Origin of the sequence: Brevibacterium marinum (assembly GCF_011927955.1) — a bacterium.
Lineage (GTDB): Bacteria > Actinomycetota > Actinomycetes > Actinomycetales > Brevibacteriaceae > Brevibacterium > Brevibacterium marinum.
Genome location: NZ_JAATJN010000001.1, coordinates 1,232,729 through 1,257,739, shown reverse-complemented (window position 1 = coordinate 1,257,739; position 25,011 = coordinate 1,232,729). Strand labels below are relative to the sequence as shown.

Annotated in this window: 19 protein-coding genes and 1 pseudogene; 11 read left to right on the top strand and 9 right to left on the bottom strand. The window is 62.2% G+C overall.

Features of this window, described 5'->3' with window-relative positions; genetic code table 11:
- The first annotated feature begins 108 nt into the window (after nucleotides 1–108).
- The 5 genes from ilvA (at nucleotide 109) to BKA07_RS05430 (ending at nucleotide 4,176) form a co-directional block, all read left to right on the top strand.
- Nucleotides 109–1,395: a threonine ammonia-lyase IlvA gene (ilvA, locus tag BKA07_RS05445; protein WP_167949998.1), complete on the top strand. Its 1,287-nt coding sequence runs from the start codon at nucleotides 109–111 to the stop codon at nucleotides 1,393–1,395.
- A 130-nt stretch (nucleotides 1,396–1,525) separates the two neighbouring features.
- Entirely contained in the window at nucleotides 1,526–2,554 is a 1,029-nt protein-coding gene (locus tag BKA07_RS05440) for an NAD(P)H-quinone oxidoreductase (protein ID WP_167949997.1), read from the top strand.
- Nucleotides 2,555–2,615: 61 nt separating this feature from the next.
- The gene (locus BKA07_RS19545) at nucleotides 2,616–2,738 is read left to right on the top strand and encodes a hypothetical protein (protein ID WP_280712829.1); all 123 of its coding nucleotides are present in this window, start codon (nucleotides 2,616–2,618) and stop codon (nucleotides 2,736–2,738) included.
- Nucleotides 2,735–3,343, top strand: coding sequence for a hypothetical protein (locus BKA07_RS05435; protein WP_209043876.1), 609 nt, complete (start codon nucleotides 2,735–2,737; stop codon nucleotides 3,341–3,343). Before BKA07_RS19545 ends, BKA07_RS05435 begins: the two co-directional genes overlap by 4 nt.
- Complete coding sequence (locus BKA07_RS05430) at nucleotides 3,340–4,176, top strand: HAD family hydrolase (RefSeq protein ID WP_245161852.1); 837 nt, start codon at nucleotides 3,340–3,342, stop codon at nucleotides 4,174–4,176. Before BKA07_RS05435 ends, BKA07_RS05430 begins: the two co-directional genes overlap by 4 nt.
- A gap of 114 nt (nucleotides 4,177–4,290) precedes the next feature.
- On the opposite strand, the gene BKA07_RS05425 is transcribed toward BKA07_RS05430, so the two are convergent.
- Both BKA07_RS05425 and serS read right to left on the bottom strand, forming a co-directional pair.
- A complete protein-coding gene (locus BKA07_RS05425; RefSeq protein ID WP_167949996.1) occupies nucleotides 4,291–5,139 on the bottom strand; it encodes an HAD family hydrolase in 849 nt (282 codons plus the stop codon).
- Nucleotides 5,140–5,167: 28 nt separating this feature from the next.
- The gene (serS, locus tag BKA07_RS05420; RefSeq protein WP_167949995.1) at nucleotides 5,168–6,448 is read right to left on the bottom strand and encodes a serine--tRNA ligase; all 1,281 of its coding nucleotides are present in this window, start codon (nucleotides 6,446–6,448) and stop codon (nucleotides 5,168–5,170) included.
- Between the two features lie 97 nt (nucleotides 6,449–6,545).
- Between serS and BKA07_RS05415 the strand changes: the two genes are divergently transcribed.
- From BKA07_RS05415 to BKA07_RS05400, 4 genes are all read left to right on the top strand, one after another.
- Entirely contained in the window at nucleotides 6,546–7,661 is a 1,116-nt protein-coding gene (locus BKA07_RS05415; protein WP_245161851.1) for a diacylglycerol/lipid kinase family protein, read from the top strand.
- Nucleotides 7,662–7,891: 230 nt separating this feature from the next.
- On the top strand, nucleotides 7,892–10,150 hold the full coding sequence (locus tag BKA07_RS05410) for a YbbR-like domain-containing protein (RefSeq protein ID WP_167949994.1): 2,259 nt from the start codon (nucleotides 7,892–7,894) through the stop codon (nucleotides 10,148–10,150).
- Nucleotides 10,151–10,410: 260 nt separating this feature from the next.
- Nucleotides 10,411–11,793, top strand: coding sequence for a hypothetical protein (locus BKA07_RS05405; protein WP_167949993.1), 1,383 nt, complete (start codon nucleotides 10,411–10,413; stop codon nucleotides 11,791–11,793).
- Nucleotides 11,794–12,125: 332 nt separating this feature from the next.
- The gene (locus BKA07_RS05400) at nucleotides 12,126–14,126 is read left to right on the top strand and encodes an HNH endonuclease family protein (RefSeq protein WP_167949992.1); all 2,001 of its coding nucleotides are present in this window, start codon (nucleotides 12,126–12,128) and stop codon (nucleotides 14,124–14,126) included.
- Nucleotides 14,127–14,270: 144 nt separating this feature from the next.
- Here the strand turns inward: BKA07_RS05400 and BKA07_RS05395 are convergent, their stop codons facing one another.
- The 6 genes and pseudogenes from BKA07_RS05395 to BKA07_RS05370 form a co-directional block, all read right to left on the bottom strand.
- Nucleotides 14,271–14,708 (bottom strand): heat shock protein transcriptional repressor HspR, encoded by a 438-nt coding sequence (locus tag BKA07_RS05395; protein ID WP_167949991.1) that lies wholly within the window; start codon nucleotides 14,706–14,708, stop codon nucleotides 14,271–14,273.
- A 14-nt stretch (nucleotides 14,709–14,722) separates the two neighbouring features.
- Entirely contained in the window at nucleotides 14,723–15,748 is a 1,026-nt protein-coding gene (locus BKA07_RS05390; RefSeq protein ID WP_167949990.1) for a DnaJ C-terminal domain-containing protein, read from the bottom strand.
- Nucleotides 15,749–15,926: 178 nt separating this feature from the next.
- Nucleotides 15,927–16,640 (bottom strand): nucleotide exchange factor GrpE, encoded by a 714-nt coding sequence (locus tag BKA07_RS05385; protein WP_167949989.1) that lies wholly within the window; start codon nucleotides 16,638–16,640, stop codon nucleotides 15,927–15,929.
- Nucleotides 16,640–18,502, bottom strand: a complete 1,863-nt coding sequence (dnaK, locus tag BKA07_RS05380) for a molecular chaperone DnaK (protein WP_167949988.1) — start codon at nucleotides 18,500–18,502, stop codon at nucleotides 16,640–16,642. The genes BKA07_RS05385 and dnaK overlap by 1 nt, the downstream gene beginning before the upstream one ends.
- Nucleotides 18,503–18,893: 391 nt before the next feature.
- Nucleotides 18,894–19,670, bottom strand: a complete 777-nt coding sequence (locus tag BKA07_RS05375; protein WP_167949987.1) for a hypothetical protein — start codon at nucleotides 19,668–19,670, stop codon at nucleotides 18,894–18,896.
- Nucleotides 19,671–20,428: 758 nt separating this feature from the next.
- Nucleotides 20,429–21,244, bottom strand: a pseudogene (locus tag BKA07_RS05370) (transposase); the annotation flags it as partial.
- Nucleotides 21,245–21,551: 307 nt separating this feature from the next.
- Here BKA07_RS05370 and BKA07_RS05365 point away from each other — a divergent pair.
- On the top strand, nucleotides 21,552–22,745 hold the full coding sequence (locus BKA07_RS05365; protein WP_166829400.1) for an alcohol dehydrogenase catalytic domain-containing protein: 1,194 nt from the start codon (nucleotides 21,552–21,554) through the stop codon (nucleotides 22,743–22,745).
- 169 nt (nucleotides 22,746–22,914) lie between these two features.
- Nucleotides 22,915–23,898, top strand: coding sequence for a helix-turn-helix domain-containing protein (locus BKA07_RS05360; protein ID WP_167949986.1), 984 nt, complete (start codon nucleotides 22,915–22,917; stop codon nucleotides 23,896–23,898).
- Here the strand turns inward: BKA07_RS05360 and BKA07_RS05355 are convergent.
- Nucleotides 23,895–24,986, bottom strand: a complete 1,092-nt coding sequence (locus BKA07_RS05355) for an IS630 family transposase (RefSeq protein ID WP_167949985.1) — start codon at nucleotides 24,984–24,986, stop codon at nucleotides 23,895–23,897. The two genes, BKA07_RS05360 and BKA07_RS05355, sit on opposite strands and share 4 nt — an antisense overlap.
- Nucleotides 24,987–25,011: the final 25 nt, after the last annotated feature.

Genomic DNA, 25,011 nt, shown 5'->3' with positions numbered 1-25,011 from the left:
CGTCTGCGCTCACTTCGACGCCGCCGTCGGTACTCACTGGTCGCCGCCGCCTGTCCTCATTCCGAAACGGGTTGCGAAATGGCAAGTCGGAAGGAGCACAATGGAGATGTGTTGAAAAAAGACGTATCACCCCAGCAGCAAACACTCGCGCACGAGGTCGAAGCGGCCGCGGCGCGAATTGCCGACTCCGTGATCATGTCTCCCCTGCAGATTTCGGAGCGGCTGTCCGCCGCCACCGAATCCACCGTCTACCTCAAGCGCGAAGACCTCCAGATGGTGCGGTCGTACAAGATCCGCGGCGCCTTCAACTTCATGCTTCAGCTCGACGCGACCGAGCGCGCCCGCGGAGTCGTGTGCGCCTCGGCGGGCAACCATGCTCAGGGCTTCGCCCGCGCGTGCAGGGAACTGGGCATCCAGGGCACCATCTTCGTGCCCAAAACCACGCCGAGGCAGAAGATCGACCGCGTCCGCCACTTCGGCGGCGACCGGGTGACGATCGAGATCGCAGGTTCCACGTACGACGACGCCTCGGCACTGGCGCATCGGTTCGCCGACCGCAATGACGCCCTCCTCGTCTCCGCCTTCGACGACCAGCGCACTATCGCCGGTCAGGGCACGGTCGCAGTGGAGGTCGACTCGCAGCTCGACGCCGCCCCCGACTACATCATCGTGCCCGTCGGCGGCGGCGGAGTGATCTCCGGGATCGCGGCCTACGCGGCCGAGCACATGCCGAACACAGCGGTCATCGGCGCCGAACCCGCAGGAGCCGCCTCGATGATCGCGGCGCTCAAGGCCGGACGCCCAGTCACCCTGGAGAACATCGACCCCTTCGCCGACGGCACCGCGGTCAAACGCGCCGGCGGTATGACCTACGACATCCTCTCCGACCTCGACGTCGATGTCCGCCCCGTCCCCGAGGGGTCCGTGGCCACGGAGATGCTGTCGATGTACCAGGTCGACGGGATCATCGCCGAACCCTCCGGAGCCATCGCCTCGGCGGCCATCGGGAAGCCGGGAACCGGCCGACCCATCGCCATCGAACCGGGCTCGACCGTCGTCTGCCTGGTCTCCGGCGGCAACAACGACATCTCCCGCTACCCGGAGATCCTCGAGCGCTCGCTCGTCCACGAGGGTCTCAAGCACTACTTCATCGTCGACTTCCCCCAGGAGCCCGGCGCTCTGCGTCGCTTCCTCAACGAGATCCTGGGCCCCGACGACGACATTGCGATGTTCGAGTACGTCAAACGCTCCGACCGTGAGACCGGCCCCGCCTTCGTCGGCATCGAACTCGGCCATGCCGAGGACCTGCCGAACCTGCTCGAGCGCATGGACTCCTCGCCGATCGAGATCGAACGGGTCCACCAGAACTCGCCGATGTTCCGCCTCTTCGCCTGAGGCCGGGCCGTCGGTGACTGCCGGCCTTTCGGTGACTTCCGGCCGTTCGCTGGACGCCGGCTCGGGGTGCGATGTCGGTCGGGGTGAGATGCCCGCCGCCGGATCTGGACCGACCCACTAGAGTGGAATCATGCGAGCAATCACGATTTCTGAACCGGGCGGCCCCGAAGTCCTCCAGGTCACCGATGAACCGACACCGGAGATCGCGGCGGACGAGGTTCTGGTCACCGTGCACGCAGCCGGCGTCAACCGCGCCGATCTGCTGCAGCGCCAGGGGTTCTACGACCCACCGGCCGGTGCCACGCTCATCCCGGGCCTCGAGGTCTCGGGAACGATCGCCGAACTCGGCTCCGAGGTGACCGGCTGGAAGGTCGGCGACCGAGTCGCAGCCCTTCTCTCGGGCGGAGGATATGCCGAGTCGGTCCCCGTTCCCGCAGGGCAGCTTCTTCACGTCCCCGAGGGCCTCGACCTCACCGAGGCGGCGGGCCTGCCCGAGGTGCTGTCGACGGTCCATTCCAACGTCGTCGGCCACGCCGACATCCAGGCGGGCGAATGGCTGCTCGTCCACGGTGGCGGCTCCGGAATCGGCACGGCCGCGATTCAGATCGCCAGACACCTCGGCGTGAAGATCGTCGTCACCGTCGGCTCCGAGCGCAAGGCAGAATTCTGCCGCGAGCTCGGCGCCGACGCCGTCATCAACTACCGAGACGAGGATTTCGTCGAGCGCGTCCACGAGATCTGTGTGCGCCCCGACGGCTCCACCGGCGCCGACGTCATCCTCGACATCATCGGCGCGAAGTATCTGAAGTCCAACGTCAAGGCGCTGGGCACCGACGGGCGCCTCGTCATCATCGGCATGCAGGGCGGCGCGAAGGCCGAGCTCAGCATCGCCTCCCTCATGCAGCCGCGAAAGTCCGTCGCGGGAACGACGCTGCGAGCCCGTCCCAAGGAACAGAAGATCGCCATCGTCGCCGAGGTGGCCGCACAGTTGTGGCCGGCCGTGATCTCCGGCGACATCCGCCCGATCGTCCATGAGACCATGCCGCTGTCCGACGTCTCCCACGCGCACACCGCCTTGGAGGAAGGCGTGAGCATCGGGAAGGTGCTCCTCATCGTCGACGAATCAGCGACGGCCGGCGAGTCAGTCCAGCACGTCTGAGTCGCGTTCGAGCTGATGCCGGGTGCGCCCGAGGCCCAGCGCAGGAGGTAGGTGTCCGATCATGTTCGAGAATCCCAGTCATGCCGAGAACGAATCCGAGCCCTCGTCTCAGACCGGTCTGTCCTTCGACACGAATGACGGTCCCCCGACGACCTCGGAGCTGCGCATGGGCAACTGTCTGTGAAGAACATCTTCTCCGGGCTGAAGAAGCCGGGTCGTTCCTCGCGCAGAGGTCCTGATCAGCGCTTCGGCACAGGACTCTGGCGGCACAACCGCGACAGGTTCATCCGCGCCGTCGACCGCTACTACACCACCGCGGTCGCGATCCACGAACGTTCCGGGGGCGACTCGAGTGCCGAGGCGAACACGATCATCGACGGCACTCAGCGCCTCAACGACCTCGTGCCGAGCGTCGACGGGATCACCGCCTGGCTCCACACCCACCATCCGGTCTCCGGTCAGGTCGTTCCCGGCCACACCCGGAACATCGTCGGCGATGCCCCGGAGCTTCTGACCAAGGCGTCATCCAAGGTCGCCGAGGCGGTGCTGGCGGCGTCGATGGCACGCACCGAGATCATCGCCGACAGACCGATCGGCCCGAGCGCCGAGGCGACCGAACGGTTCATCACAGATGCGGCCGAGCTGCTCGAGCGCGCCCAGCGGAACCTCCCCGTGTTCGACCGAGCGGAAGAGTTCGACGGAGCCGACGGAGACCACGGAGCGAATGGAGACGACGGAGCGGACGGGTTCAACGGAGCGGACGGGTTCAACGGAGCGGACGAGGCATGACCGACACGATCATGACGCCGCCGGCCGACTTCGACCTGGGGCTCGTCGCCAGCGACATCGACGGCACGCTCCTGCTCGATTGGAAGCCCATCACCACGGCCACGATCGAGGCCATCCACCGCTGCCAGAACCTGGGCGTCCCCTTCGTGCTCGTGACCGGACGACCGATCCGGTGGCTGGACGCGATCGCCGCACAGATCCCCGACCTCGGGCGGGTCATCTGCCTCAACGGAGCAGTCGTCTACGACATCGCCTCGGCGAGCGTGGTCTCCGCCCACACCATCGAATTCGCCGAGGTCGAGAAGATCATCGCCACGATCACCGCGTCCCATCCGGAGGCGCACTTCGCATTCGAGACCCTCACCGGCGGTCTCGTCGACAGGAACTTCATCTCACGCAGTCCCCGTCGGGCCCACGTGATGGACGATCTCTCTGAGCTGGCCACGCGTGATGTCGTGAAGATCCTCGTCAGCATCGGCTCGGACGATTCGGAGGCGCTCCACGATCTGCTCGGCCCTCTCGTCGCAGCGGATTGCCATGCGTCGTTCTCGGACCCGCTCAACGGGCTCGTCGAACTGGCTCCGGCCGGTGTCACGAAGGCGAGGACGCTCGAGGGTCTGTGCGAGCACCTCGGCGTGGGCCGTGAACAGGTGATGGCGTTCGGGGACATGCCCAACGACATCGAGATGCTGACCTGGGCCGGCCACGGCGTCGCCATGGGCAATGCGCTGCAATCCGTGAAGGACATCGCGGCCGCCGTCACCGAGGCGGTCGACGAGGATGGCCTCGCGCGGTATCTGGGCACTGTGCTCGACGCACGCACTTCGCGCTGAGCCTCAGCCGCTGTCACGAGGATACGGCATCGCTCTCAGCAACCTTTCGGGCGCTGAGCAACCCCGCTAAAGGTTGCTCAGCGCCCGAAAGGTTGCTGGAATGCGGAAGTGGCCTCAGGCGCGGGTGTCGCGGGAACCGCTGAGTGCGAGCACCTCGCGGTCGAGGTCGAAGTAGTCGACGAGCGCGATGGCCAGACCGTCGTCGTCGACCGATTCCGTCACGACCGAGGCGAGCTGCTTGAGCACGTCCTTCGACTGCCCCATGACGATCGCGTGGTGGACCCACTCGATCATCTCGATGTCGTTGAGGCCGTCACCGGCGCCGATGCTCAGTTCGTGATCGATGCCGAGTTCGGTTTCGACGAGTTCGAGGCCACTGGCCTTCGAGACGCCGTCGGGAGCGATGTCGAGCCAGTTGCTCCAGCCGACCGAATAGCTGACTTCGTGGAGTCCGAGACGATCGACTGCCTCGGCGAATTCCTCCGCAGTGCCGTTGACCTCACGCATCACGATGCGGGTGGCGCGTTTGTCGAGGAGCTGATCGAAGTCGACGATGTCGAGTGTGTCCGATTCCGCGAGCTCACCCGCGGGGAACGGGCCCGACGCCCACCGGTGGAGGTCGGGATCCTCGACGAGGAACAGCGCGGTCGGCAGCGCTTCGTGCATCTTCTCCAGCGCATCCCTGGGATCGAAGGACACAACGTGGTGCAGCTCCCACCCCAGCGGCAGAGCCGGGTCGAGCTTGACGACGACGGACCCGTTCGAGCAGACGACGAAGCCCTCCTTGAGCTCGAGCGCGTGCACGACCTCGAGCGCTCCGGGCAGCGCCCGCCCGGTGGAGATGACGAGATGATGGCCCGCCTCGGCGAGCTGAGTCAGGACCTGTCGAACCGAGTCGGACAGCGACCCGTCATAGTTGACGATGGTGCCGTCGACATCGAGCGCGATGAGGTGTTTGGGCAATTTCTCTCCAAGTTTCAAGTTCGTGGCTTCAGAATCGTGGGCCTTCCGGTCCCTGCGCAACCATGCCGCCGAGGTAGGGGCGCAGTGCCGCGGGAACCGTGACCGATCCGTCCGCCTGCTGGTGGTTCTCCAGGATCGGGACGAGCCAGCGGGTGTTGGCCATGGTTCCGTTGAGTGTGGCGACGGGGCGGGTCGCACCCTCGGTGCGTTCGCGGATCTGCAGGCGACGTGCTTGGAACGTCGTGCAGTTCGAGGTCGAGGTCAGCTCACGGTAGGTGTTCTGAGTCGGCACCCAGGCCTCGCAGTCGAATTTGCGTGCGGCCGAATCGCCGAGGTCGCCGGCAGCGGTGTCGATGACGCGGTAGGGCAGTTCGCACAGGCCGAGCATCTTCTCCTGCAGCGACAGCATCCGCTCGTGTTCGGTCTCGGCGTCCTCGACCGGGACGTAGGCGAACATCTCGACCTTCTGGAACTGGTGGACGCGGATGATTCCGCGGGTGTCCTTGCCGTAGGAGCCGGCTTCGCGGCGGTAGCACGAGGAGATTCCGGCGTAGCGCAGCGGACCGCCGCTCAAGTCGATGATCTCGTCCATGTGGAATCCGGCCAGCGGCACTTCGGAGGTGCCGACGAGGAACAGATCATCGGCTTCGAGCCGGTAGATCTCATCGGCGTGCTCACCGAGGAATCCGGTCCCGCGCATGACCTCGGGGCGGACCAGGGTCGGGGTGATGGTCGGGATGAATCCGGCTCCCTCGGCCACGTCCCGGGCCAGGTTGAGCAGGGCCATCTCCAGCTTGGCGCCGAATCCGGTGAGGTAGTGGAAGCGCGAGCCCGAGACCTTGGTGCCGCGGGTGGTGTCGATGGCCCGCAGCGTCTCGCCGATCTCGAGGTGGTCGGCCGGTTCGAAGCCGTCGGTGCCGAAGTCGCGGGGTTCGCCGACCGTCTTCAGAGTCTCGAAGTTCTCCTCGCCACCGGAGGGGATGCCCTCGACGATGAGGTTCGGGAGTTTGCCGGCGAGCTTCTCGAATGCGAACGTGGCTTCGTCCGATTCGGACTGCAGGGCTTTGACCTTGGCGGACTTCTCCTTGCCTTCGGCGATCAGCGCGGGTTTGTCCTCCTTCGATGCCTTCGCGATCTGAGAGGAGAAGGACTTCTGATCGGCGCGGGCGTCCTCATAGGCCGTGATGGCAGAACGGCGTGCGGAATCCGCGGCCAGCACTTCGTCGACGAGGTCGACGGAGGAGCCGCGGGCCTCCTGCGATGCCTTGAACAGGTCCGGGTTTTCTCTGAGAAGCGCTAGATCGATCACCCTCTCAGCTTAACGGCACGGCAGGCTTTTCGATATTCGGGTGCCGCCCAGGTGGGTGACCAGCTCGCACCCAAGTTGGGGGCGGTAAATTTGAGGCATGACCATCGCTCTGGATCCCCTGATGACGTGGCTCGTCGTCGCCGGCATCATCGTGGTGCTGCTCTTCGCGTTCTCCGTCGGCCACCGCACCGGGACGCGTCGCACCCTCAATCGCGCGCGGCAGTACTCCCGGGTCACGGATCCCGACGCGCTCGTGGACGGCGGCAATGGCCGCTACCGGGCGGCGCTCGTCGTCAATCCGACCAAGACCGATGTCCGAGGATTGGCGTCGACCGCCGAGGCGATCTGCCGTTTCGAGGGATGGAGCCCACCGCTGGTCATCGAGACCTCGGTCGAGGACTCCGGCGAAGGCGCCACGGTCCGGGCACTCGACGAGGGGGTCGACGTCGTCATCGCCGCCGGCGGTGACGGCACAGTCCGGGCCGTCGCCTCGGCGCTGGCCGGAACGTCCACGCCCATGGGGATCGTTCCGCTGGGAACGGGAAACCTGCTGTCGAGGAACCTCGACATCATCCTCGACAAGACCGAATGGGCGCTGCGGATCGCACTGTGGGGTCGCAACCGGGAGATCGACGTCGGAACCGCCAAGACCGCCGAGGATGGGGACACTCACGTCTTCACCGTCATGACGGGACTGGGCTTCGATGCGGCGGTCATGGCCGACACGAACTCCGATCTCAAGTCCCGGCTCGGCTGGCTGGCCTATGTCGAGGCGGGTTCTCGGAAGCTCGCCGGGCGGCCCAGCCACGTGAAAGTGACCTTCGACGACGACTACCGGCTCTCGGCTCGGGTGCGTTCGGTGCTTGGCGGCAACTGCGGGAAGCTCCAGGGCGGCATCCAGCTGCTGCCGCAGGCGGTCATCGACGACGGGATGCTCGACGTCCTCATCGTCAGCCCGAAGAATCTGGGCCAGTGGGTCGGCGTTCTTGCCTCCGTGCTCGGCCGCAAGGCATCGAAGGGTCTGCACACGGACGTCCGGAAGTGTCAGAAAGTCGTCATCGAATCCGGCGAGGAACTCGACGTGCAGCTGGACGGGGACCCGATCGGCCAGTCAGGATATCTCGCCATGGAGGTCATGCCCTCGGCGCTGACCGTGCGCGTGCCCACCGTCGAGCAGCGCAAGCAGATCCGAGCAGAGGCCTGGCCGGTCTGAGAAAGGTCGCCTGCTGACCGGCTCGGGGACACGGCTGCTGGTCGAGCTGAGGGCGGGGCTACTGGTCGGTCACATCACGGGAACATTTCGGCAGACTTTATCCGTTCATCAAAGTGTTACCGCAATTCGACCTGAACAAAACGTACATAAGTAGTTCACGAGTTTCTCTAAACCTAGGATGTCTTCCAGATGTGCACTCCCTCACGCTCTCAAGATTGAAGGCACTGACAATGAAGAAACTCATTCTCGCACCGGCCGTGGCCCTTGCTTTCACGGGCCTGGTGGCCGCCCCAGTCGCCGCCGCCGAGCCTCCCTCGACTCAATCGGACTCTGCATTGACGGAGACCGAGCAGGCCAAGGCCGATAAGCTCGCCAAGGAAAAGGCTGAGCAGAAGGCTGAAGACGAAAAGGCGGCTGAGGAGAAGGCCGCTGCCAAGAAGGAAGCTGCCGCCGAGGAGAGGGCGGACGTCGAGGCGGCCGCGGACAAGGCCGATGAGAAGACCGGCGACGATGCCGAAGATTCGAAGAAGCCTGCACCCAAGGACGAGGGCTCCACAGACTCCAAGAAGGACGACTCCGGCTCCAAGGGCGATAACAAGAGCAAGGACTCGGAGGGTCCCGAGGATCCGAAGGACCCTGAGGACGCCGGGGACTCGGAGGGCACCGCGGGCTCTAAAGACACTGGAGCCTCGGAGGACGGCGTCGAGAAGCCCAATGCTTCGGTGACGGTTGCCTCGTCCATCAGCGCAGAGGACCTCGCCGAGGATGGCCTCGAGGTCACCGTCACGCACCTGGAGAAGGGCGACAAGGTCGCAGTCAAAGGCGACGGGCTTTCAGCGGAGTCCACGACGTCCGCCGGTGGTTCTGCTGCACTGACCCTTCAGACCGACAAGTCCGCCAAGGACATCGATGAGGGCGCGAAGTCACTCTCTATCCAGGTCACCCGGGCCAACCAGACGAGTGGAGCGAAGACGCAGAGCCTCAACGAGACCCTCGAAATCACACCCTTCTCCGCCGATTTTGCCCCTCAGGCCTCGGTTTCACTGAAGAAGATCACCCAAACCGATTACACCGATGACGAATCTGGTTCGGATGAGTCGAAGGGTGTCACTCTCACTGTCTCGGGATTGCAGCCGGGAGACAAGGTGCACAACACACTCTCCAATCAGTACGACACAATCGATGACGATGACACGAGCGGAGAGCTCGAGTACCGGATCTATGACCATGGTGGAGTCCCCTCGGCTGTAGCACCTGGTGTTCGAGAATTCGACGTCGAAGTCACTCGCGACGGAGAGACGAAAACGGTTCCACTGAGCTTCGAGATCATCTCCGATGACGCCGCTCAGGTCGATCCCGAGATTGCTCTGAGCGACACGGAGATCAGCGAGAGCGACTTCAACCAGGACGGCATCACAGTCACCGGCACGGGCTTCACACCGAACGGTGACGTCGAGATCAACACTGGAGCTGGCAATTCCTACTTCCAGGATGAAGCAGTCACCGCCGATGACAATGGGGAGATCAGCGTTCCGATCACCGCTCCCGATGGCGGTCTCGCCCCAGGCCCTTACACTGTCACCGCTACCGATGTCGACACCGGGGAGAAGGCCGCAGAGCAGACGTTCACCGTCACTGACGACGCCGTCGACCCGATCGATGCCTCGCTGAAAGTCGATCCCAAGGAGATCACCGCTGAAGACCTCTCGGACCCCGACAAGGGTGTGACGGTCACCGTCTCCGGCGTCGAGAGAGGTGACACGATCACCGACTCCCTGACCGGCGACGAGAAGACGGCTGAGGCCGATGGGGCATTCGAGTTCACCCTCTACTACCAGGGCAATCCGGACAGCCTCGAAGAGGGCAAGGTACCGTTCACGGTCACAATCGACCGTGAAGGAACCGAATCACAGACCCTGAACGGCAACATCAACGTCGTTGCCGAAGACGAAGAAGACGGCGGAGATGACGGAGACAATAGAGACGGCGGAGATACCCCAGAAGCTCCGGCGGAAGCCTCGTTCTCGGTGTCCCCGAAGACCCTCGAAGCCGCTGACTTCGCCAACGACGAGAAGGGCGTCACCCTCGCCGTCGAGAACTGCGAACCCGGCGCGGACGTGCACTTCAAGGTGACGCCCAAGGGCATCCAGGTCACAGCATATGAAAACACGGTCGAGGCTGATGACGAGGGCAAGGCTTCGGTCAATGTCTTCGGCACCTCCGACAACGTCTCGGCATACGTCGGCTCCTACACTGCCAGCGCGACGTGCGGTGATGACTCGATGAAGGAATCGTTCACAGTCACAGCCGGCGCCGACGGCGGCGGAAACGATGACGGCAGCGGCGGCAATGACGGCAGCGAACTGCCACGCACCGGTGCAGACCTCGGCGGCTTGGCCTCGGGAGCGATGCTCCTCCTCGTCGGTGGAGCAGCAATCGCGATGACCGGTCGCCGCAAGAAGGTCGGACACTCGCCTTCCGATATCTGACCAGGCGCCCCGGATGATCACTCAACGCGAGTGATCATGTGGACGCTCGAATGTGGGTGTGGCCCCGACATCGGTCGGGGCCACACCCACATTCACCTGGCCCGTCGCGCCAGTCGGTCGACGACGCCGGTCACCGCTTTGTACAACAGATGTGAACACAACGACCACAACTATGCACGTTGTGACTATTTCATTATCGTTACCTGCGTAGGAGATCATTCTCGGCTGGATCTCTTCCAGCTGCACGAACGAAGGACACGATGAAGAAGCTCGCACTCGCCCCCGCAGTGGCCATGGCCATCACCGGTCTCGCCGCATCCCCAGTTATCGCTGCACCCTCAGCCCCCACTCCGACGCAGGTCGACACCCAGCCCGCATCGAAGACCGGCACCCTCAAGAAGACCGCCGTTTCCAGCCAGACTGCGGTCAACGCCCAGGCCGGAACGATCGGTGTCTCGACTAACAACGTCACAATCGAAGAATTCGCCGAAAGCGGCGTCGGAATCGCAGGCACCGGCCTCACAGCGGACACTGAATACGCTCTCACCGTCGCCCCCGCCGATGGACAAAACGTAGAAACGTTCGAAACGACGGTCGCCACCGATGCCGAAGGGTCATTCGAATTCGCAGTCGAAGGCCTCGGTGCAGCCGACCCGGCGTTCATGGGCAACTACACGGTGACAGTCACCAATCCCGAAGATGCTGAGGATGCCGCTACGACCTCCTTCGAGGTCACCGGTGAAGACGAAAAACCAGACGAGCCAGAGGCCCCCGAGGTCGACCCGAAGGTGTCCCTCAACACCGATGAGATCTCGGCCTCCGAATTCGAGGAGAACGGCATCGAACTCGCCGGTGAAGGCTTCACGCCCAACGGCGCGGTCACCGTCATCGGCGCAGCGACTCAGTCACCGTTCTACCAGGACGAAGTCACCGCCGATGAAGACGGCAAGATCAGCACCACGGTCGATGCCCCTGAAGGCGGCCTGGAGCCCGGCGAATACTCGGTCTACGCGGGCGACGTCGAGACTGATACGCCCTCGGAGTACGCCCAGTTCACCGTCACCGAAGACGAGCAGACCGAAGAGCCCTCGCCGACCACTCCAGCCGCCGAGGCCGAGCTGTCAGTCTCGCCCGAGACCATCAGCGCCGATGACTTCGTCGTAGAGGACAAGGGCGTCACCCTGGCGGTCGAGAACTGTGAGCCCGGCTCCGACGTTCACTACGTGGTCACCCCCAAGGGCAACTCGAACGTCACCGCCTACGACAACACCGTCCAGGCTGACGACGAGGGCAATGCCTCTGTCAACGTCTACGGCACCTCTGCCAATGATCCGTCCGCCTACCTCGGTGACTACGACGTCAGCGTCACCTGTGGCGACGATGAAATGACCGGAGCATTCACGGTTGGAGAAGACCCCAACGCCGGTGGAAGCGACGGGGACGAACACGGCGATGAAGATGGCAACGGCAATGGTGACAACGGCGACGAAGACGGCAATGGAAACGGCGGTGGTGACCTGCCGCGCACCGGTACCGAGCTGACCGGCCTCGTCGGCGGTGCTGCCCTCCTCCTCATCGGTGGAGCCGCGGTGACCATGACCATGCGTCGCAAGAAGGTCACTGAGGACCCTTCTCAGATCTGACGGCCCTCAGCTGAACTCTGCCGAGTTCGGTGAAATCGAGTTGAGCGCGAACCCTGCAATGGGCTCGCGCTCGACTTGTCTGCACCGACTCACGCTCACGGGAGGCACCTGCCCACCACAGTGGGCTCACTTTCATGCACACTCGGCTCCCTGCTCGCTTGAACGTCTCCTCGCTCGCTTGAACATCGGCCACCCGCCCTTGGGACCTCTCGGCATTCTCTTCATTGAAGTGCTCATATTCGATTTGTGTCCGAACTGTTATGTAATCCGAGTCATATAGAGGATACAATTGGGAGAAGCAATCACGCAGATGTGAGGGGAGGGCGAGACCTGTGAAGGACCTGGACAACGGCGACGTCACGACCCCTGATCTTGCCCCTCCAGCAAGTGGAAGAGATTCTTCTTCGACTCCAATCGCTGGCCCGATTCCCGATTCTGGGCAGGCGGGTAACGAGATCCGTCCGTCTCGCATCGGCTCCGGCGCACCCCGACGACTCAATGTTGATCCCGACTCGCCTCAGGCAACGCTCCTCGGGCTCACCACCGTCAGCACTGCGGCCCAACTCCTCGAGCTCCAAGCTCTCGCAGGTATCTTCCTCAACGAGGCCATCGACCGTCTCAACTACAACAAGACCGGCAATGGAGACATCTATCTCCATGCCACCTTCGCCGACACCGTCTCAAGGTTCCTCAAGGCCGAAGCCGCAGCAGAACTCGGAAACCATGATGCGCTTGATTCGTGTCAGTTCGAGAGCGATGGCGATGGCAATGACAAACAGATCGACAGTGATGAGGCAGAGTCTGTCAAAGACTCGAACGCGGCTCACCCACTGCCGATATTCCCCCGATTCCGACTCGACCAGTCCTTCTACGGGTGGATCCACGCTCTGGCCGAAACCGAAGACATCGTCGAACTCAACGCGGTTCTCGGCTCCACGATCGGGCATACGTTCATGAGGATCACGACGGCGATGGTTCTCATCCACGGGCTGCCTCGCTTCTTCGAACGGTGCTTGGCCGGTGAGTTCACAATGGAGCACGTTCACGCGACCGCTCGAATGTGCCGTGACCTCGACTTCGAGCATTTCCCCAAGCTGGACGAACATCTGGCCAATCGGCGAAATGACATCACAATCGAAACGTTCAAAAAGTCGCTGTCGATGAAGCTCGCGGCTCTCGACCCCGAAGAAGACCGCCTGGAAGAAGCGAGTAAACGCCGGCGGGTCGATGTCAACACCTATCCCGACGGCACAGCCAGTTTGACGCTCTCCGGCCCAGCTGCGGACCTGAAAGCCTACTACCTGCGGTTGGAAGCCTTCGCCCGATCGATCAGGTCAGGTAACATCACTGCTTTCACCGACGAGTTCACCACCGGTGCCGAAGTGATGGAGGACCGCAGCATTGATGCCCTCATGTTCGACATCTGCACTCGCACCCGCCCCCAGCTGAGCATCCAAGTCACTGTCCACGACACCACCACGGGTGAAACCACCGTGGAAGAGTTGCCCCTCGAGGTGCCGGAAGAGAAGACGATGACGTCAGCGGGCATCACGACAACGATTCACGAAGCCGCCGAATGTGCGCAGGCGAATTCTGAAGCAGCCGCAGGCGAAGGGACTACAACCACGACCAGCATCAGTCTCGAGATGCCCACCCACGGGCAATGGATCGACACCCAAGGAAAGATGCTGGTCACCGTCCCATTCCTCACTTTGACAGGCGACTCCGAACTTCCCGGCATATTCTCCGATGGGTCCCCCATACCGGCAGAAACCGCTCGTCGAATCGCAGGGAACTGTTCAACCTGGACGAGAATTCTCACGGACAAGGCAACAGGCACGCCGATCGATGCCAAATCTGCCAGCTATTCCATCCCCGCCAATCTGCGTCTGCCTCTGGCAGCGAAATGGCAGTCGTGCACCGCGCCCGGATGCACCCTCCGGGCCGAGAACTCCGAAGTCGATCACCTCATTCCTTTCGATCATGACACCCCTGACCAGGGCGGACTTACAACCTTCATGAATACGCACTACTTGTGCAAACCGCACCACCGGGCAAAGACCGATAAGAAGTATTCGGTGCGAAAGGTCGCGGACGGATCGGTGGAGTATTCGCTCAAACACGGGGTGGTCACGGAAGTGGCCCCGCCCGACAATCCGATCAATGTCGAGCACGCCAAGCTCATCGAACAGATCGGCAGTTCGCCACCAGGCATCCCGGCACCCACTGAGGCGGAACCACCGCGAAGACGGAAGCCCAGTCAACAGCGGACATCTCGACGCGACAATGGAAATGCCGCGGCATGGGACACCGGCGATCCACCACCCTTCTGAGCAGGGTCGAACCGCCGACGAGAACCCCGCTCACGCCCACGTGCATGCGCCCTGCGCACACACGCGCCGAGGCCCAAGACGCCGAAATGCCCGGAGACCGCACGTCTCCGAGCATTTCGGTTAAAAGCTGCCGCCGGTATCTTGCTACCGCCGCCGATATCTGTTGTAGAGGACCATCGCGCCCGGTTCCGGGCGCCCCTGCGGTCGACGTCCACGCGAAATCGAGACGACGTCACCAGCTGTGCCCGCCGCGAAGACCCTGGCTTCGCGTTCCTTCGCCGACATCCGAGCCCTGACTTCGGCCTCGAGCTCCTCATTGCGGCTCTTGAGCGCATCGACCTCGTTCTGCAGGTCGATGATCTTCTTGATGCCGACCAGGTTCACGCCCTCGTCCTGCGAGAGCTCCTGGATCAGTCGGAGCTTGGCGATATCGCGCCCCGAGTAGCGTCGACCTCTGCCGGCGGTGCGCTCGGGGATGACGAGACCGAGACGATCATACTGCCGCAGAGTCTGCGGATGCATGCCTGCCAGGTCCGCCGCTACCGAAATGACATACACCGCTGCACTCGACGATATGTGCATTGTGCTTCACCACCTCAGCTGGCCTTGGCTTTGTCGATCAGGCCGGCTCGCGGGTCCTCGTTCTCGGTAGCGGCCTTGAACGATTCGACTGCTTCCTTGGCTTCTTTCGACAGGTTCTGCGGAACGACGATCTCCGCGGTCACCAGCAGATCGCCGGTGCCCTTCTTCGATTTCACTCCCTTGCCGCGCAGACGCATCGTCCGCCCCGAGGGCGTGCCCGCAGCGATCTTCATCGTCACCGGCATTCCGTCGAGAGTCGGCACCTTGACCTCAGCGCCGAGGGCCGCCTCGTCGAAGCTGATCGGCAGATCCATCCGCAGATTGTCGCCGTCGCGGGCGAACACGGGGTGTGCCTTGACGTTGATCGTGAGGATCACGTCGCCGGCCTCGCCGCCGTTGGGGCTGGACTTGCCCTTGCCCGCCAGCCGTATCTTCTGCCCGTCCTTGACGCCGATCGGCGTGCGCACGGTCAGTGGCTTGCCGCCGGGCATGTTCAGCTTCACAGAAGCGCCGTTGATGGCCTCGGTGAACGACAGGGTGGTACTCGACTTGATGTCGCCGCCCTTGACCGGTGGCGAATAGCCGCCACCAAAGCCGCCTCCGCCGCCGAAGCCGCCTCCGCCGAAACCGTTGAGGAGGTCGGCGAGGTCGGGAGGCACATCGCCCCCGCCTCCGCCGTAACTCGTCCGGGTCCGTGTCCGGCCGCCACCGCCGAACAGGTCGGAGAACACATCGTCGAATCCGCCGCTGGCGCCTCCGCTCGGACCGCCCGCACCAGCACTGAACCTGGCGCCGCCGCCCATGGCGCGGACCTGGTCGTACTGTTCACGGGAATCCTTGTCGGACAGCACCTGGTGCGCCTGGCCGATCTCTTTGAACTTCTCCTCGGCCTTGTCGTCGCCCGGGTTCGCGTCCGGATGATATTTGCGCGCCAGCTTGCGGTACGCCTTCTTGATGTCTGCGTCGGAAGCATCCTTGGAGACGCCGAGGGTCTTGTAGAAGTCCTTCTCGAACCAATCATTCTGAGGACCGGTATTCACCTGGCACCTCCTTCCTTCCGTGTCTTCTTCATCAGTCTATTCAATTGTCTCCTCACAATCCGCAGCTCCGGGATCTCGGTCCCGGATGATCCGGACCGCCGCCGAGGTCGCTCCCGGGTTCACGGCGTCAGCTCAGTGACGCTGTGAACCCGGTGCCGCCTCGGCGAAGGTGTGGTTCTCAGTCCTCCGGCTGCTGCACGCCGACGCGTGCGGCACGGATGACCCGGTCACCGAAGCGGTAGCCAGGCTGCATGACCAGGAAGACGGTCGGAGACTCGACGTCGTCCGACGGCTGCTGCATGAGTGCCTCGTGCAGCTGCGGATCGAACTCGTCGCCGACCTCACCGTACTGTTCGACGCCGAGCTTGTTCAGCGACTCGACCAGCTTGTTCACGTGGGTCTCGAAAGGCCCGGTGACGTCGCCGTTCTCCTGCGCCAAGCGCACTTCGTCGAGCACGGGGATCAGGGCTTCGACGGCCTTGATCGTGCCACCGGTCGCTGCCCGCTCGCGTTCGCGATCGGCCCGCATCCGGTAGGCGGCGTACTCCGCGTTGATGCGCTGGAGGTCGGCCAGGTGCGCTGCGGCCTCGGAACCCGGTGCGGGCTCCGGCGCCTCTTCGCCCTGCGCTGCCTCTGCGTCGTTCAACTCTGCGTCATTCACCGCGGTGTCGTTCAACGTCGAGGCATCGGTCGGGATGTCCACACCGAGGTCACTGGCATCAGCCAGATTCTCATCGGCGCCCTGGGCGTCGCCAGTACCGCCGACCTCCGCCGAGGCCGATTGCTCGTCGGCCTCGGGACGGATCTCACCGGTGTCCGGATCGATGCGGCGCTTGTCACTGAAGGTGAAGCCTGGCTCCTCGGACGACGGATCGTTGCCCTCGGCGGTCATTACTTCTTCTCCTCGTCTTCTTCGTCGACAACCTCAGCGTCGACGACATCGTCGTCGGCACTTGCAGTAGCATCGCCTGCGGCCTCTTCACCGGCGGCGCCCTCGGCGTCCTGCTGGCTGTAGATGGCTTCGCCGATCTTCTGCTGGTTAGCGACGAGCTTGTCGTAGGCCGACTTCACGGCGTCGTCGTCTTCGCCCTTGAGGGCTTCCTTGACGGCTTCGACGTCCGAGTTGATCTCGGTCTTGACCTCTTCGGGCAGCTTGTCCTCGTTGTCGGTGACGAGCTTCTCGGTCTGGTAGGCGAGGTTCTCCGCATTGTTGCGGGTGTCAGCGGCCTCACGGCGCTTCTTGTCCTCTTCTGCGTTCTCCTCGGCATCCTGGACCATGCGTTCGATGTCTTCCTTCGGCAGTGCGGAACCGCCGGTGATCGTCATCGACTGCTCGGTGCCCGTGCCCTTGTCGGTGGCCGACACGTGCACGATGCCGTTCGCGTCGATGTCGAAGGCGACCTCGATCTGCGGCACGCCGCGAGGAGCCGGAGCGATGCCGGTCAGTTCGAAGGTGCCCAGGTTCTTGTTGTCGCGAGTGAATTCGCGCTCTCCCTGGAAGACCTGAATCGACACGGAGGGCTGGTTATCCTCGGCCGTGGTGAAGGTCTCCGAACGCTTGGTCGGAATCGGGGTGTTGCGCTCGATGAGCTTGGTCATCACGCCGCCCTTGGTCTCTAGTCCGAGCGAGAGCGGAGTGACGTCGATGAGCAGAACGTCCTTGCGTTCGCCCACGAGGACACCGGCCTGGACGGCTGCACCGATCGCGACGACCTCATCGGGGTTGACGCCCTTGTTGGGTTCCTTGCCTCCGGTGAGTTCGGTGACGACAGCGGAGACGCCGGGCATACGGGTCGAACCGCCCACGAGCACGACGTGGTCGATATCGGACACGGACACGCCCGCGTCCTTCATGACTGCGTGGAACGGAGCCTTGGTCCGCTCGAGGAGGTCCTTGGTCAGCTCTTCGAACTTCGCGCGAGTCAGGCTCTCATCCAGGTGGATGGGCCCATTCTCGCTCATCGACAGGTACTGCAGCGAGATGTTGGTGCTGGTAGCCGAGGAGAGTTCCTTCTTGGCCTGCTCCGAAGCTTCCTTCAGACGCTGCAGGGCTGTCGCATCCTTGCTCAGGTCGACGCCGTATCCGTTCTTGACCTCGCTGACGAGCCAGTCGACGATGCGCTGATCCCAGTCGTCACCGCCGAGGCGGTTGTCGCCCGAGGTGGCGCGGACCTGGATCGTGGAGAACTCGTCTTCGTCCTTGCCGACTTCCAGCAGGGACACGTCGAAGGTACCGCCACCGAGGTCGAAGACGAGAATGGCCTCGTCTTCCTTGCCACGCTCCAGGCCATAGGCCAGGGCTGCGGCGGTCGGCTCGTTGATGATGCGCGAGACGTTGAGTCCTGCGATCTCACCGGCATCCTTCGTGGCCTGACGCTCGGCATCGTTGAAGTAGGCGGGAACGGTGATCACCGCGTCAGTGACGTCTTCCTGCAGGTATTCCTCAGCGTCGTGCTTGAGCTTCTGCAGGATGCGGGCCGAGACCTCCGGAGCCGTCAGCGTCTTGCCGCCGAGCTCTGTGGACCAGTCGGTGCCCATGTGGCGCTTGACCGAAGAAACGGTGTTCTTGATGTTGGTGACGGCCTGGCGCTTGGCGATTTCGCCGACCAGGGAGTCGCCGTTCTTGTTGACAGCGACGACGGACGGAGTCGTGCGACCGCCTTCCGCGTTCGCGATGACCTTGGGGTCACCGCCTTCGAGGACCGTGACGACGGAGTTCGTGGTTCCGAGGTCGATTCCAACTGCACGTGCCATAACCTTGTCTCCTTACATATCGTGAGTGATCTCGACTCGAATGTGTGCGATCGGGCGGATCCACCACCTGGCTTCCACAGCATTTCCTGCCGCGGGGACGAGCGGTGGACCCACTCGACCGCACACATTGAGCCAACTGCACTCAAGTATTATCTTCGTGATCCGAGCCGTCAAACTCAGCATCATGAAAGTTGCTTACACCAGACTCAACTTTGCGGAGCGAGAGTTTATTCCGGTGCTGGAGAAAAAGTTCTTCCGTCCGCTGTTGTAGGTTCCCAAGATTCATGGCGGAAACTCAGTTTCGCGCCGGGACCATGTCGGAGTTCTCAATTTCATGTCGGTGTGAGGATGGTGGTCGCAGGCATCGAGGTTGTTATTGGACAGCGTCGGCTCACCAGCTGACTAGGCTGCGCCACCGACCCAACCCCTTGGAAAGAAGGCAACGCGGGCGCAGCACATGCCCCCGAAGAAGAGTGAAGCCGCAAGGGAGAAGGGCGACGGTGAGGGCAAGCCCTCCGAACCCGGGCTCATGCTCTTTCAGTACTCCCATGCCGAGCCACCCTGCTGGAAGGATGAACAAGCACCTCAACAGCCCCCACCGTTCGGATCGGAACAGGGCGAATGCCAGCAGCAGTGACCCAATGATCGTCCCAGCGGAGGCAATGACGGGTACTCGCCCGAATGCGTAAGCCAGTTCCCCGTAGCCGTCGAGAATCAGTGATGAGGCTGTCTCTGCCCCTAACCGCTCGACGACATTGAAGGCCGTCGCATCCACCCCAAGGTAGAACATTCGCGCCATGAGTCCCACTGTCAGCAGAACGCATCCCAGCGTCGCGGACCATGGTGCCTGGGCTGCGGCCTGGCGTGACAGAGCGAAGGCAGCAGGTACCAGCAGCAGAATTCCCAGGAGCAGCAGAGTCGACCCCGCAGTGGACAGTCCCGGCTGGCGGGCATGAACTTCGAGCAGCATCGGTGCTGCGAATGTTGCCGCGTCGAGATCGCCGAGTTCGCTTAGCGTCAGGCCGGCTCTCGCTCGGGCTAACCACTGGAGGAACAGGCCGGCAGTCCACAGCAATGGGGCCAAAATGAGTGAGAGGCCGGAGATGAGTCGCTCGGCTCCTCCGCTAACATATCGGGGAGGCGCCGAGCCGAAATCAGAAGAGACCATGCCACAAGTTTATCGGGCACCGGTACCCCTCAGATCGAACGAGTCATGAGGATCAGTCAACATCGACGATGTCGTGGAAGTCGTTGCGAGAGGCCTCGTCATCTCGATACGAATATCCAATACTCGACAAGTGGTGGAGAATGTCAATGTGATCATCGCAGTTGAAGGACCAAGCGCGGCTGGAAAGACGACGTGGTGTCGCCAGCACGCGTTGGAAGTTGTCGAGGAATACGCCCCTACGGGAGTCGAACCGGACGGCACAGATATGCCCGCTCAGGCAGACTACTGGACTCACGTCAATAGCAGCCACTGGGGGCAGGCAGTTGTCCTGGAGGCCCGTGGGGGCCTGGCAATCTGTGACAGCGACCCCTCAAGCTGCACTACAGTTGGTGCCTGAGCCGGATCGGTGCCTCACCATGGGCGCGGTTCCGCCATGAGTTGGCCGCAGTCCGTCAAGCTTTCTCTGCCGGTGCACTTGGTTTCGCTGACCTGGTACTGGTGTCAATCCCGCCGCTGGAGGTGCTGCGAGCACAGCGTCTCTCCGGCTCCACAAGGGCCCGGCGTTCGTTTGAACTCCACTCTCGCTTAGCCTTGATCCACCGATTCGCTTGATGGCAAGGGGGTCGTTCGGATTCGAGTGCGAACGCGGTGCGAGGGCAGGAAGTAGTGTCCCGGCCTCTCACCGGTCTCTTCCACAAATGTTTCCCCGAGGTCTCCTCCAGACCCCGCGGCATCGTGCTCGCACAGGAGCGAATCGGTCAGGACAAAGATCGTGTAGGTGGGCTCAACGCTGCTTGCCAGAGTCGTGAGAATTCCTGCGTCCACGGCCACCGTTTCGGCAGGTGCAGGATTAGCTTCCTGGCCCGGTGAGCGATCCGGGCCGGGATGCCGATGATCCGAGTCCGCAATGTGTGGGCGCGCACTTTGCTCATCCGCCCACCGATGAGTCCGGCAGCAGCCCGCAACAAGTTGTGCGTGATCGCCGCGATCGCCACCCAGGCGGCATTGGCGTCGAACACCCCGGAGGGCATATGCACCAGTGCCCCGTTTTTCAGTTCCGCATTGATTTGCTCGATGATCGCGTGCTTGCGGTGGACTTGGTCAGCAGCGACGGTGTCGAAACGGTCTTTGTCGACTGTGGTGAAGAACGCGTGATAGAGGAACAAGTCGAACAAGGGGTCCTGTCCAGCAGAGCGTTTGGCCTCGTTGAGCTCAGGGATGCGGCGGACCACCAAACGCCCCGTAGCCTGTAGGGACTTCTTCTTCGAAGTGAACGCGGTGAACGGGACCTCAGCGACTTCAGCCTTGTTGATCCAAGTCTTGGTCTCCTCGTCGTAGATCGCTTCCGGGTATTCGATGCCAGTCCATGCGTCATCGCTGATTGTTCCGATCGCTGCTTTGACCTTCTTGTCCATACGCACCGTGATCGACACATGAGCCCCGGCAGCGTGGGCGGCTTTGGTCACAGTCGAGGAGTAGTACGCCGAATCAGCCCTGACCAGGGCTGGGAGGTCGGAGTTGATTCGGGCCGTGGTGGCCAGAGCATCGGAGACGAATTTGTCACCGATCCTTGCATCAGTCCCCGCGCCTATGTTGTTGAAGTGATCTGCCGGTGGATAGAAGCCGAATATGACGCTGCTGTCCCAGAACCGACCCTTACAACCCAACCGCGCCTGTTCTGAAACGCAGCCAGCCACGTCAACAGTTGCTCGCTCGTCCGACTACGGTGCCTGGCACGATCGTTGACTGGAGTGGCACGAGTAGCGAACGACATCAACCGATCCGATTACTAGTCTGAAATGGCAGGCGAAACATAAGCGGTTTCGCATGCAAATTCCGGCGGAAAGCTGGATGACCATCCTATGGAAGGACACGAGAATCATGGCTGATGGCAATCGCGCAGTAGTGTTCGCTAATCCACAAGACATGCAGGTCGAAAATCTCGACTTCCCAAAACTGGAGATGCCCGACGGAGCAAAAGCACCGCACGGTGTCATATTGAAAATCGTCGCTACGAATATCTGCGGAAGCGACCTCCACATCTACCGTGGCTCTTTCCCAGTGCCCCAAGGCATGGTCATGGGACACGAAATGACAGGCCAGGTAGTTGAGCTCGGATCCGACGTCACTTTCCTCAAGGAAGGCGATCTCGTCTCGGTCCCGTTCAATGTCGCTTGCGGCCGGTGTCGCAATTGCCGGGCGCGCAGGACGGAAATCTGCGAGACTACGAATCCAGATGTCGCCTGCGCAGCCTACGGGTTCAACCTCGGCAATTGGCAAGGTGGACAGGCGGAATACCTGTTTGTGCCCTATGCCGACTTTCAGCTGCTCCGCTTCCCAGACAAGGACCAGGCCATGGAGAAGATCCGCGACTTGGCCCTCTTGTCAGACATTCTTCCCACTGCATTCCACGGACTCATGGAGGCCGGCGCCAAGCCAGGCTCGACAGTCTATATTGCCGGTGCAGGACCTGTCGGCCGGTGCGGGGCAGCGGCAGCTCGCCTCCTCGGAGCGTCATGCATCATTGTCGGCGACTACCACAAGGACCGCCTCGATCTGATGAAGCAGAACGGCTGCGAGACCATTGACCTCAACGAGGATGTTCCTCTGACCGATCAGATCGAAGCTATTCTAGGCGAGCCCATGGTGGATTGTGCGGTGGACTACGTGGGCTCGGAAGCACATGGAATCGGTCGTGAGGCCGGAGATATGGATCCCGCGCACGCGATCAATCAAGTCATGGACGCTACCCGACCTGGTGGAGCCACCGGCATTATCGGAGTCTACGGACCCGATCCGCTTGCAGAGTCGAAAGCAGAGCAGGAAGGAACTTTCCCACTCGACTTCGGAAAGGCATGGATCAAGTCACCTCGAATCTCGGGCGGCCAGGCACCGATCATGCACTACAACCGCGAGTTGATGATGGCCATTCTCTGGGACCGCATGCCGTACCTCAGCGACATGCTCAACACGAAGATCATCAGTCTCGACGATGCTCCAGACGCCTACGCAACCTTTGATAAGGGTGCTTCGGACAAGTTCATCATCGATCCGCACGGGCTCATTCCAGCCTGATCTGACCCACGTCTCTGGAGGTCAGCGGGTCCACTCAGCGGCCTACGAGACTCAGTTCGGGTGCCACCGTTGGTGGCACCCGAACTGTATAGTTCGTCAGTAATGGGCTTCCGGCCAATCACCAAACCGATTGACACTACTCTCGCGAGAATATAAGGGGTGCCGTCACATGAGTGAGCCAACTGTCCCCAGTTTGCGGTTGAGTAGCTGGTCGACTACTCAGAACTCGATTAACGACGCTGCAGATCACTGGCAGCACATCAGTCAACAGGCTTACGTCGATGTCTCTACCGCCCCCTTAAACTCTGATTTCGACGGCGAGGTCACTCTCGGACGATTTCCCAGCTTCGCACTATCCATCAAAAGAGCCGGAGGTGAGGATGTCTGGCGCAGCCGCAGCCATATCGCACAAGGCGACGAACGCGATGAGTATCTTTACACCGTCTTTCAAGTCAGCGGAACTTGTGTCTTAGAGCAATTTGATCGGACCGCAGTGGTTCCTCCGGGGTCTGCGGTCATCTACGACAGTTCCGCACCTTTTGTCATGCACAATGCTGGCCCCTACGAACAGGTCATTGTCGAACTTCCTGCCGACGAAGCTTTCGCCCGTGCAGGTATCTCTCGCGGCAACGATCTACTCGCGCGAACCTTGCCTTGTGACGGGGCGGTATCGGCAGTCGCCTCCTTCTTCGTTAATCTGGCGCAATCTCAGATCCGTGATCCTGAAGGCGCAGTACGGCTGGAACCCCATGCTTCTGACCTTGCGTTCTCTACGCTCAATCTGGTTACTCCAACCACCGCTCGTGCAGATCTCCCTGGCGCTACTCGACGAGAACAAGCCATCGCATATATGCGTGCGAATCTTATCGATCCAAGTGTGGATGCAACCAGCATCGCCGAGGGAATTCACATCTCTCGAAGAAGCCTCTACCGAGAGTTTCAAGGAACTGGCGATTCAGTGATTGGAGTGCTCAGGGAGCTCCGAGTGGAGCAGGCTAAACGGCTTTTGCTCGGTTCTCCGAATCGGCCAGTTAGCTCGATTGCGCATGATACCGGATTCTCGAGCGTGGCTCATTTCTATCGCGTTTTTCGGGCGTCAACATCGATGACTCCTGGCGAATATCGTGCTCAGGGACTTCCACGGGGTCTCTAGTGTCCCGGTCCGGTAGTTCGTTTCAGTAGTCGGCCGATGGACGCGAGGATCTCTTCGGCAGTCTTCGTCCAGATGAATGGCTTCGGGTTCTCGTTCCACGCCGCCACCCACTGGCGCAGGTCCTTCTCCAGCGCCTGAACACTGCGATGGTCCGACCGTTGGAGCAGATCCCGGGTGACTTCGGCAAACAGCCGCTCGACCTGGTTGATCCATGACGAATACGTCGGCGTGAAGTGCATGTGGAACCGGTCATGATTGGCCATCCACGTCTTCACGATCGGGTGTTTGTGGGTGCCGTAGTTGTCACAGACGACATGGACATCCAAATGGTCTGGCACCTCGCGGTCGATCTTTTGCAGGAACTTTTTGAACTCGATCGACCGGTGTTTGCGGTGGGTGGAGGCGATGACGGTGCCGTCATCGACGTTCATCGCAGCAAACAGGCTGGTCGTGCCGTTGCGGACGTAGTCGTGGGTGCGTTTCTCCGGCATGCCCGGCATCATCGGAAACGCCGGTTGAGACCGCGACAGGGCCTGGACTTGGGACTTCTCGTCGACCGAGAGCACGACGGCGGACTCGGGAGGCTCGAGGTAGAGGCCGACGATGTCATAGACCTTCTCAACGAAGAGGGGATCGTTGGAGAATTTGAAGCCTTCTTCACGGTGAGGTTGGAGTCCGAAGGCCTGCCAGATCCGACCGATCGTCGTCCGCGACAGGCCGGAGCGTTCGGCCATCTTCGTCCGTGACCAATGGGTGGCGTTGGCCGGGGTCTCTTCCAAAGTCGCGACGATGACGTCTTCGACCTCGTCGGTGGTGATTGTGGCTGGTCTGCCTGGGCGTGGTTCGTCGTAGAGGCCATCGAGACGGGATTCGATGAATCGGCCCCGCCACTTCCGCACCGTCGGCTGCGAGCAGCCGATGAGCTCACCGATGTCCTTGTTCGTCAGTCCATCCCCAGCAGCGAGAACGATCCGTGACCGTAGTGCCAGGGCTTGTGAGGACTTGCGGCGCCTGACCCAGCGCTGGAGTTGGTCGCGTTCATCCGAGGTGAGTATCAGTTCGGCTTTTGGGCGTCCTGTCCGTGCCATGCTTCATTCTACAACTTCTGAAACG

Excerpts from the sequence above, each read along its gene's own strand:
- BKA07_RS05440 (WP_167949997.1), top strand. The coding sequence starts at position 1,526 with ATGCGAGCAATCACGATTTCTGAACCGGGCGGCCCCGAAGTCCTCCAG.
- BKA07_RS19545 (WP_280712829.1), top strand. The coding sequence starts at position 2,616 with ATGTTCGAGAATCCCAGTCATGCCGAGAACGAATCCGAGCCCTCGTCT.
- BKA07_RS05430 (WP_245161852.1), top strand. The coding sequence starts at position 3,340 with ATGACCGACACGATCATGACGCCGCCGGCCGACTTCGACCTGGGGCTC.
- BKA07_RS05415 (WP_245161851.1), top strand. The coding sequence starts at position 6,546 with ATGACCATCGCTCTGGATCCCCTGATGACGTGGCTCGTCGTCGCCGGC.
- BKA07_RS05410 (WP_167949994.1), top strand. The coding sequence starts at position 7,892 with ATGAAGAAACTCATTCTCGCACCGGCCGTGGCCCTTGCTTTCACGGGC.
- BKA07_RS05405 (WP_167949993.1), top strand. The coding sequence starts at position 10,411 with ATGAAGAAGCTCGCACTCGCCCCCGCAGTGGCCATGGCCATCACCGGT.
- BKA07_RS05395 (WP_167949991.1), bottom strand. The coding sequence starts at position 14,708 with ATGCACATATCGTCGAGTGCAGCGGTGTATGTCATTTCGGTAGCGGCG.
- BKA07_RS05385 (WP_167949989.1), bottom strand. The coding sequence starts at position 16,640 with ATGACCGCCGAGGGCAACGATCCGTCGTCCGAGGAGCCAGGCTTCACC.
- dnaK (WP_167949988.1), bottom strand. The coding sequence starts at position 18,502 with ATGGCACGTGCAGTTGGAATCGACCTCGGAACCACGAACTCCGTCGTC.
- BKA07_RS05375 (WP_167949987.1), bottom strand. The coding sequence starts at position 19,670 with ATGGTCTCTTCTGATTTCGGCTCGGCGCCTCCCCGATATGTTAGCGGA.
- BKA07_RS05365 (WP_166829400.1), top strand. The coding sequence starts at position 21,552 with ATGGCTGATGGCAATCGCGCAGTAGTGTTCGCTAATCCACAAGACATG.
- BKA07_RS05360 (WP_167949986.1), top strand. The coding sequence starts at position 22,915 with ATGAGTGAGCCAACTGTCCCCAGTTTGCGGTTGAGTAGCTGGTCGACT.
- BKA07_RS05355 (WP_167949985.1), bottom strand. The coding sequence starts at position 24,986 with ATGGCACGGACAGGACGCCCAAAAGCCGAACTGATACTCACCTCGGAT.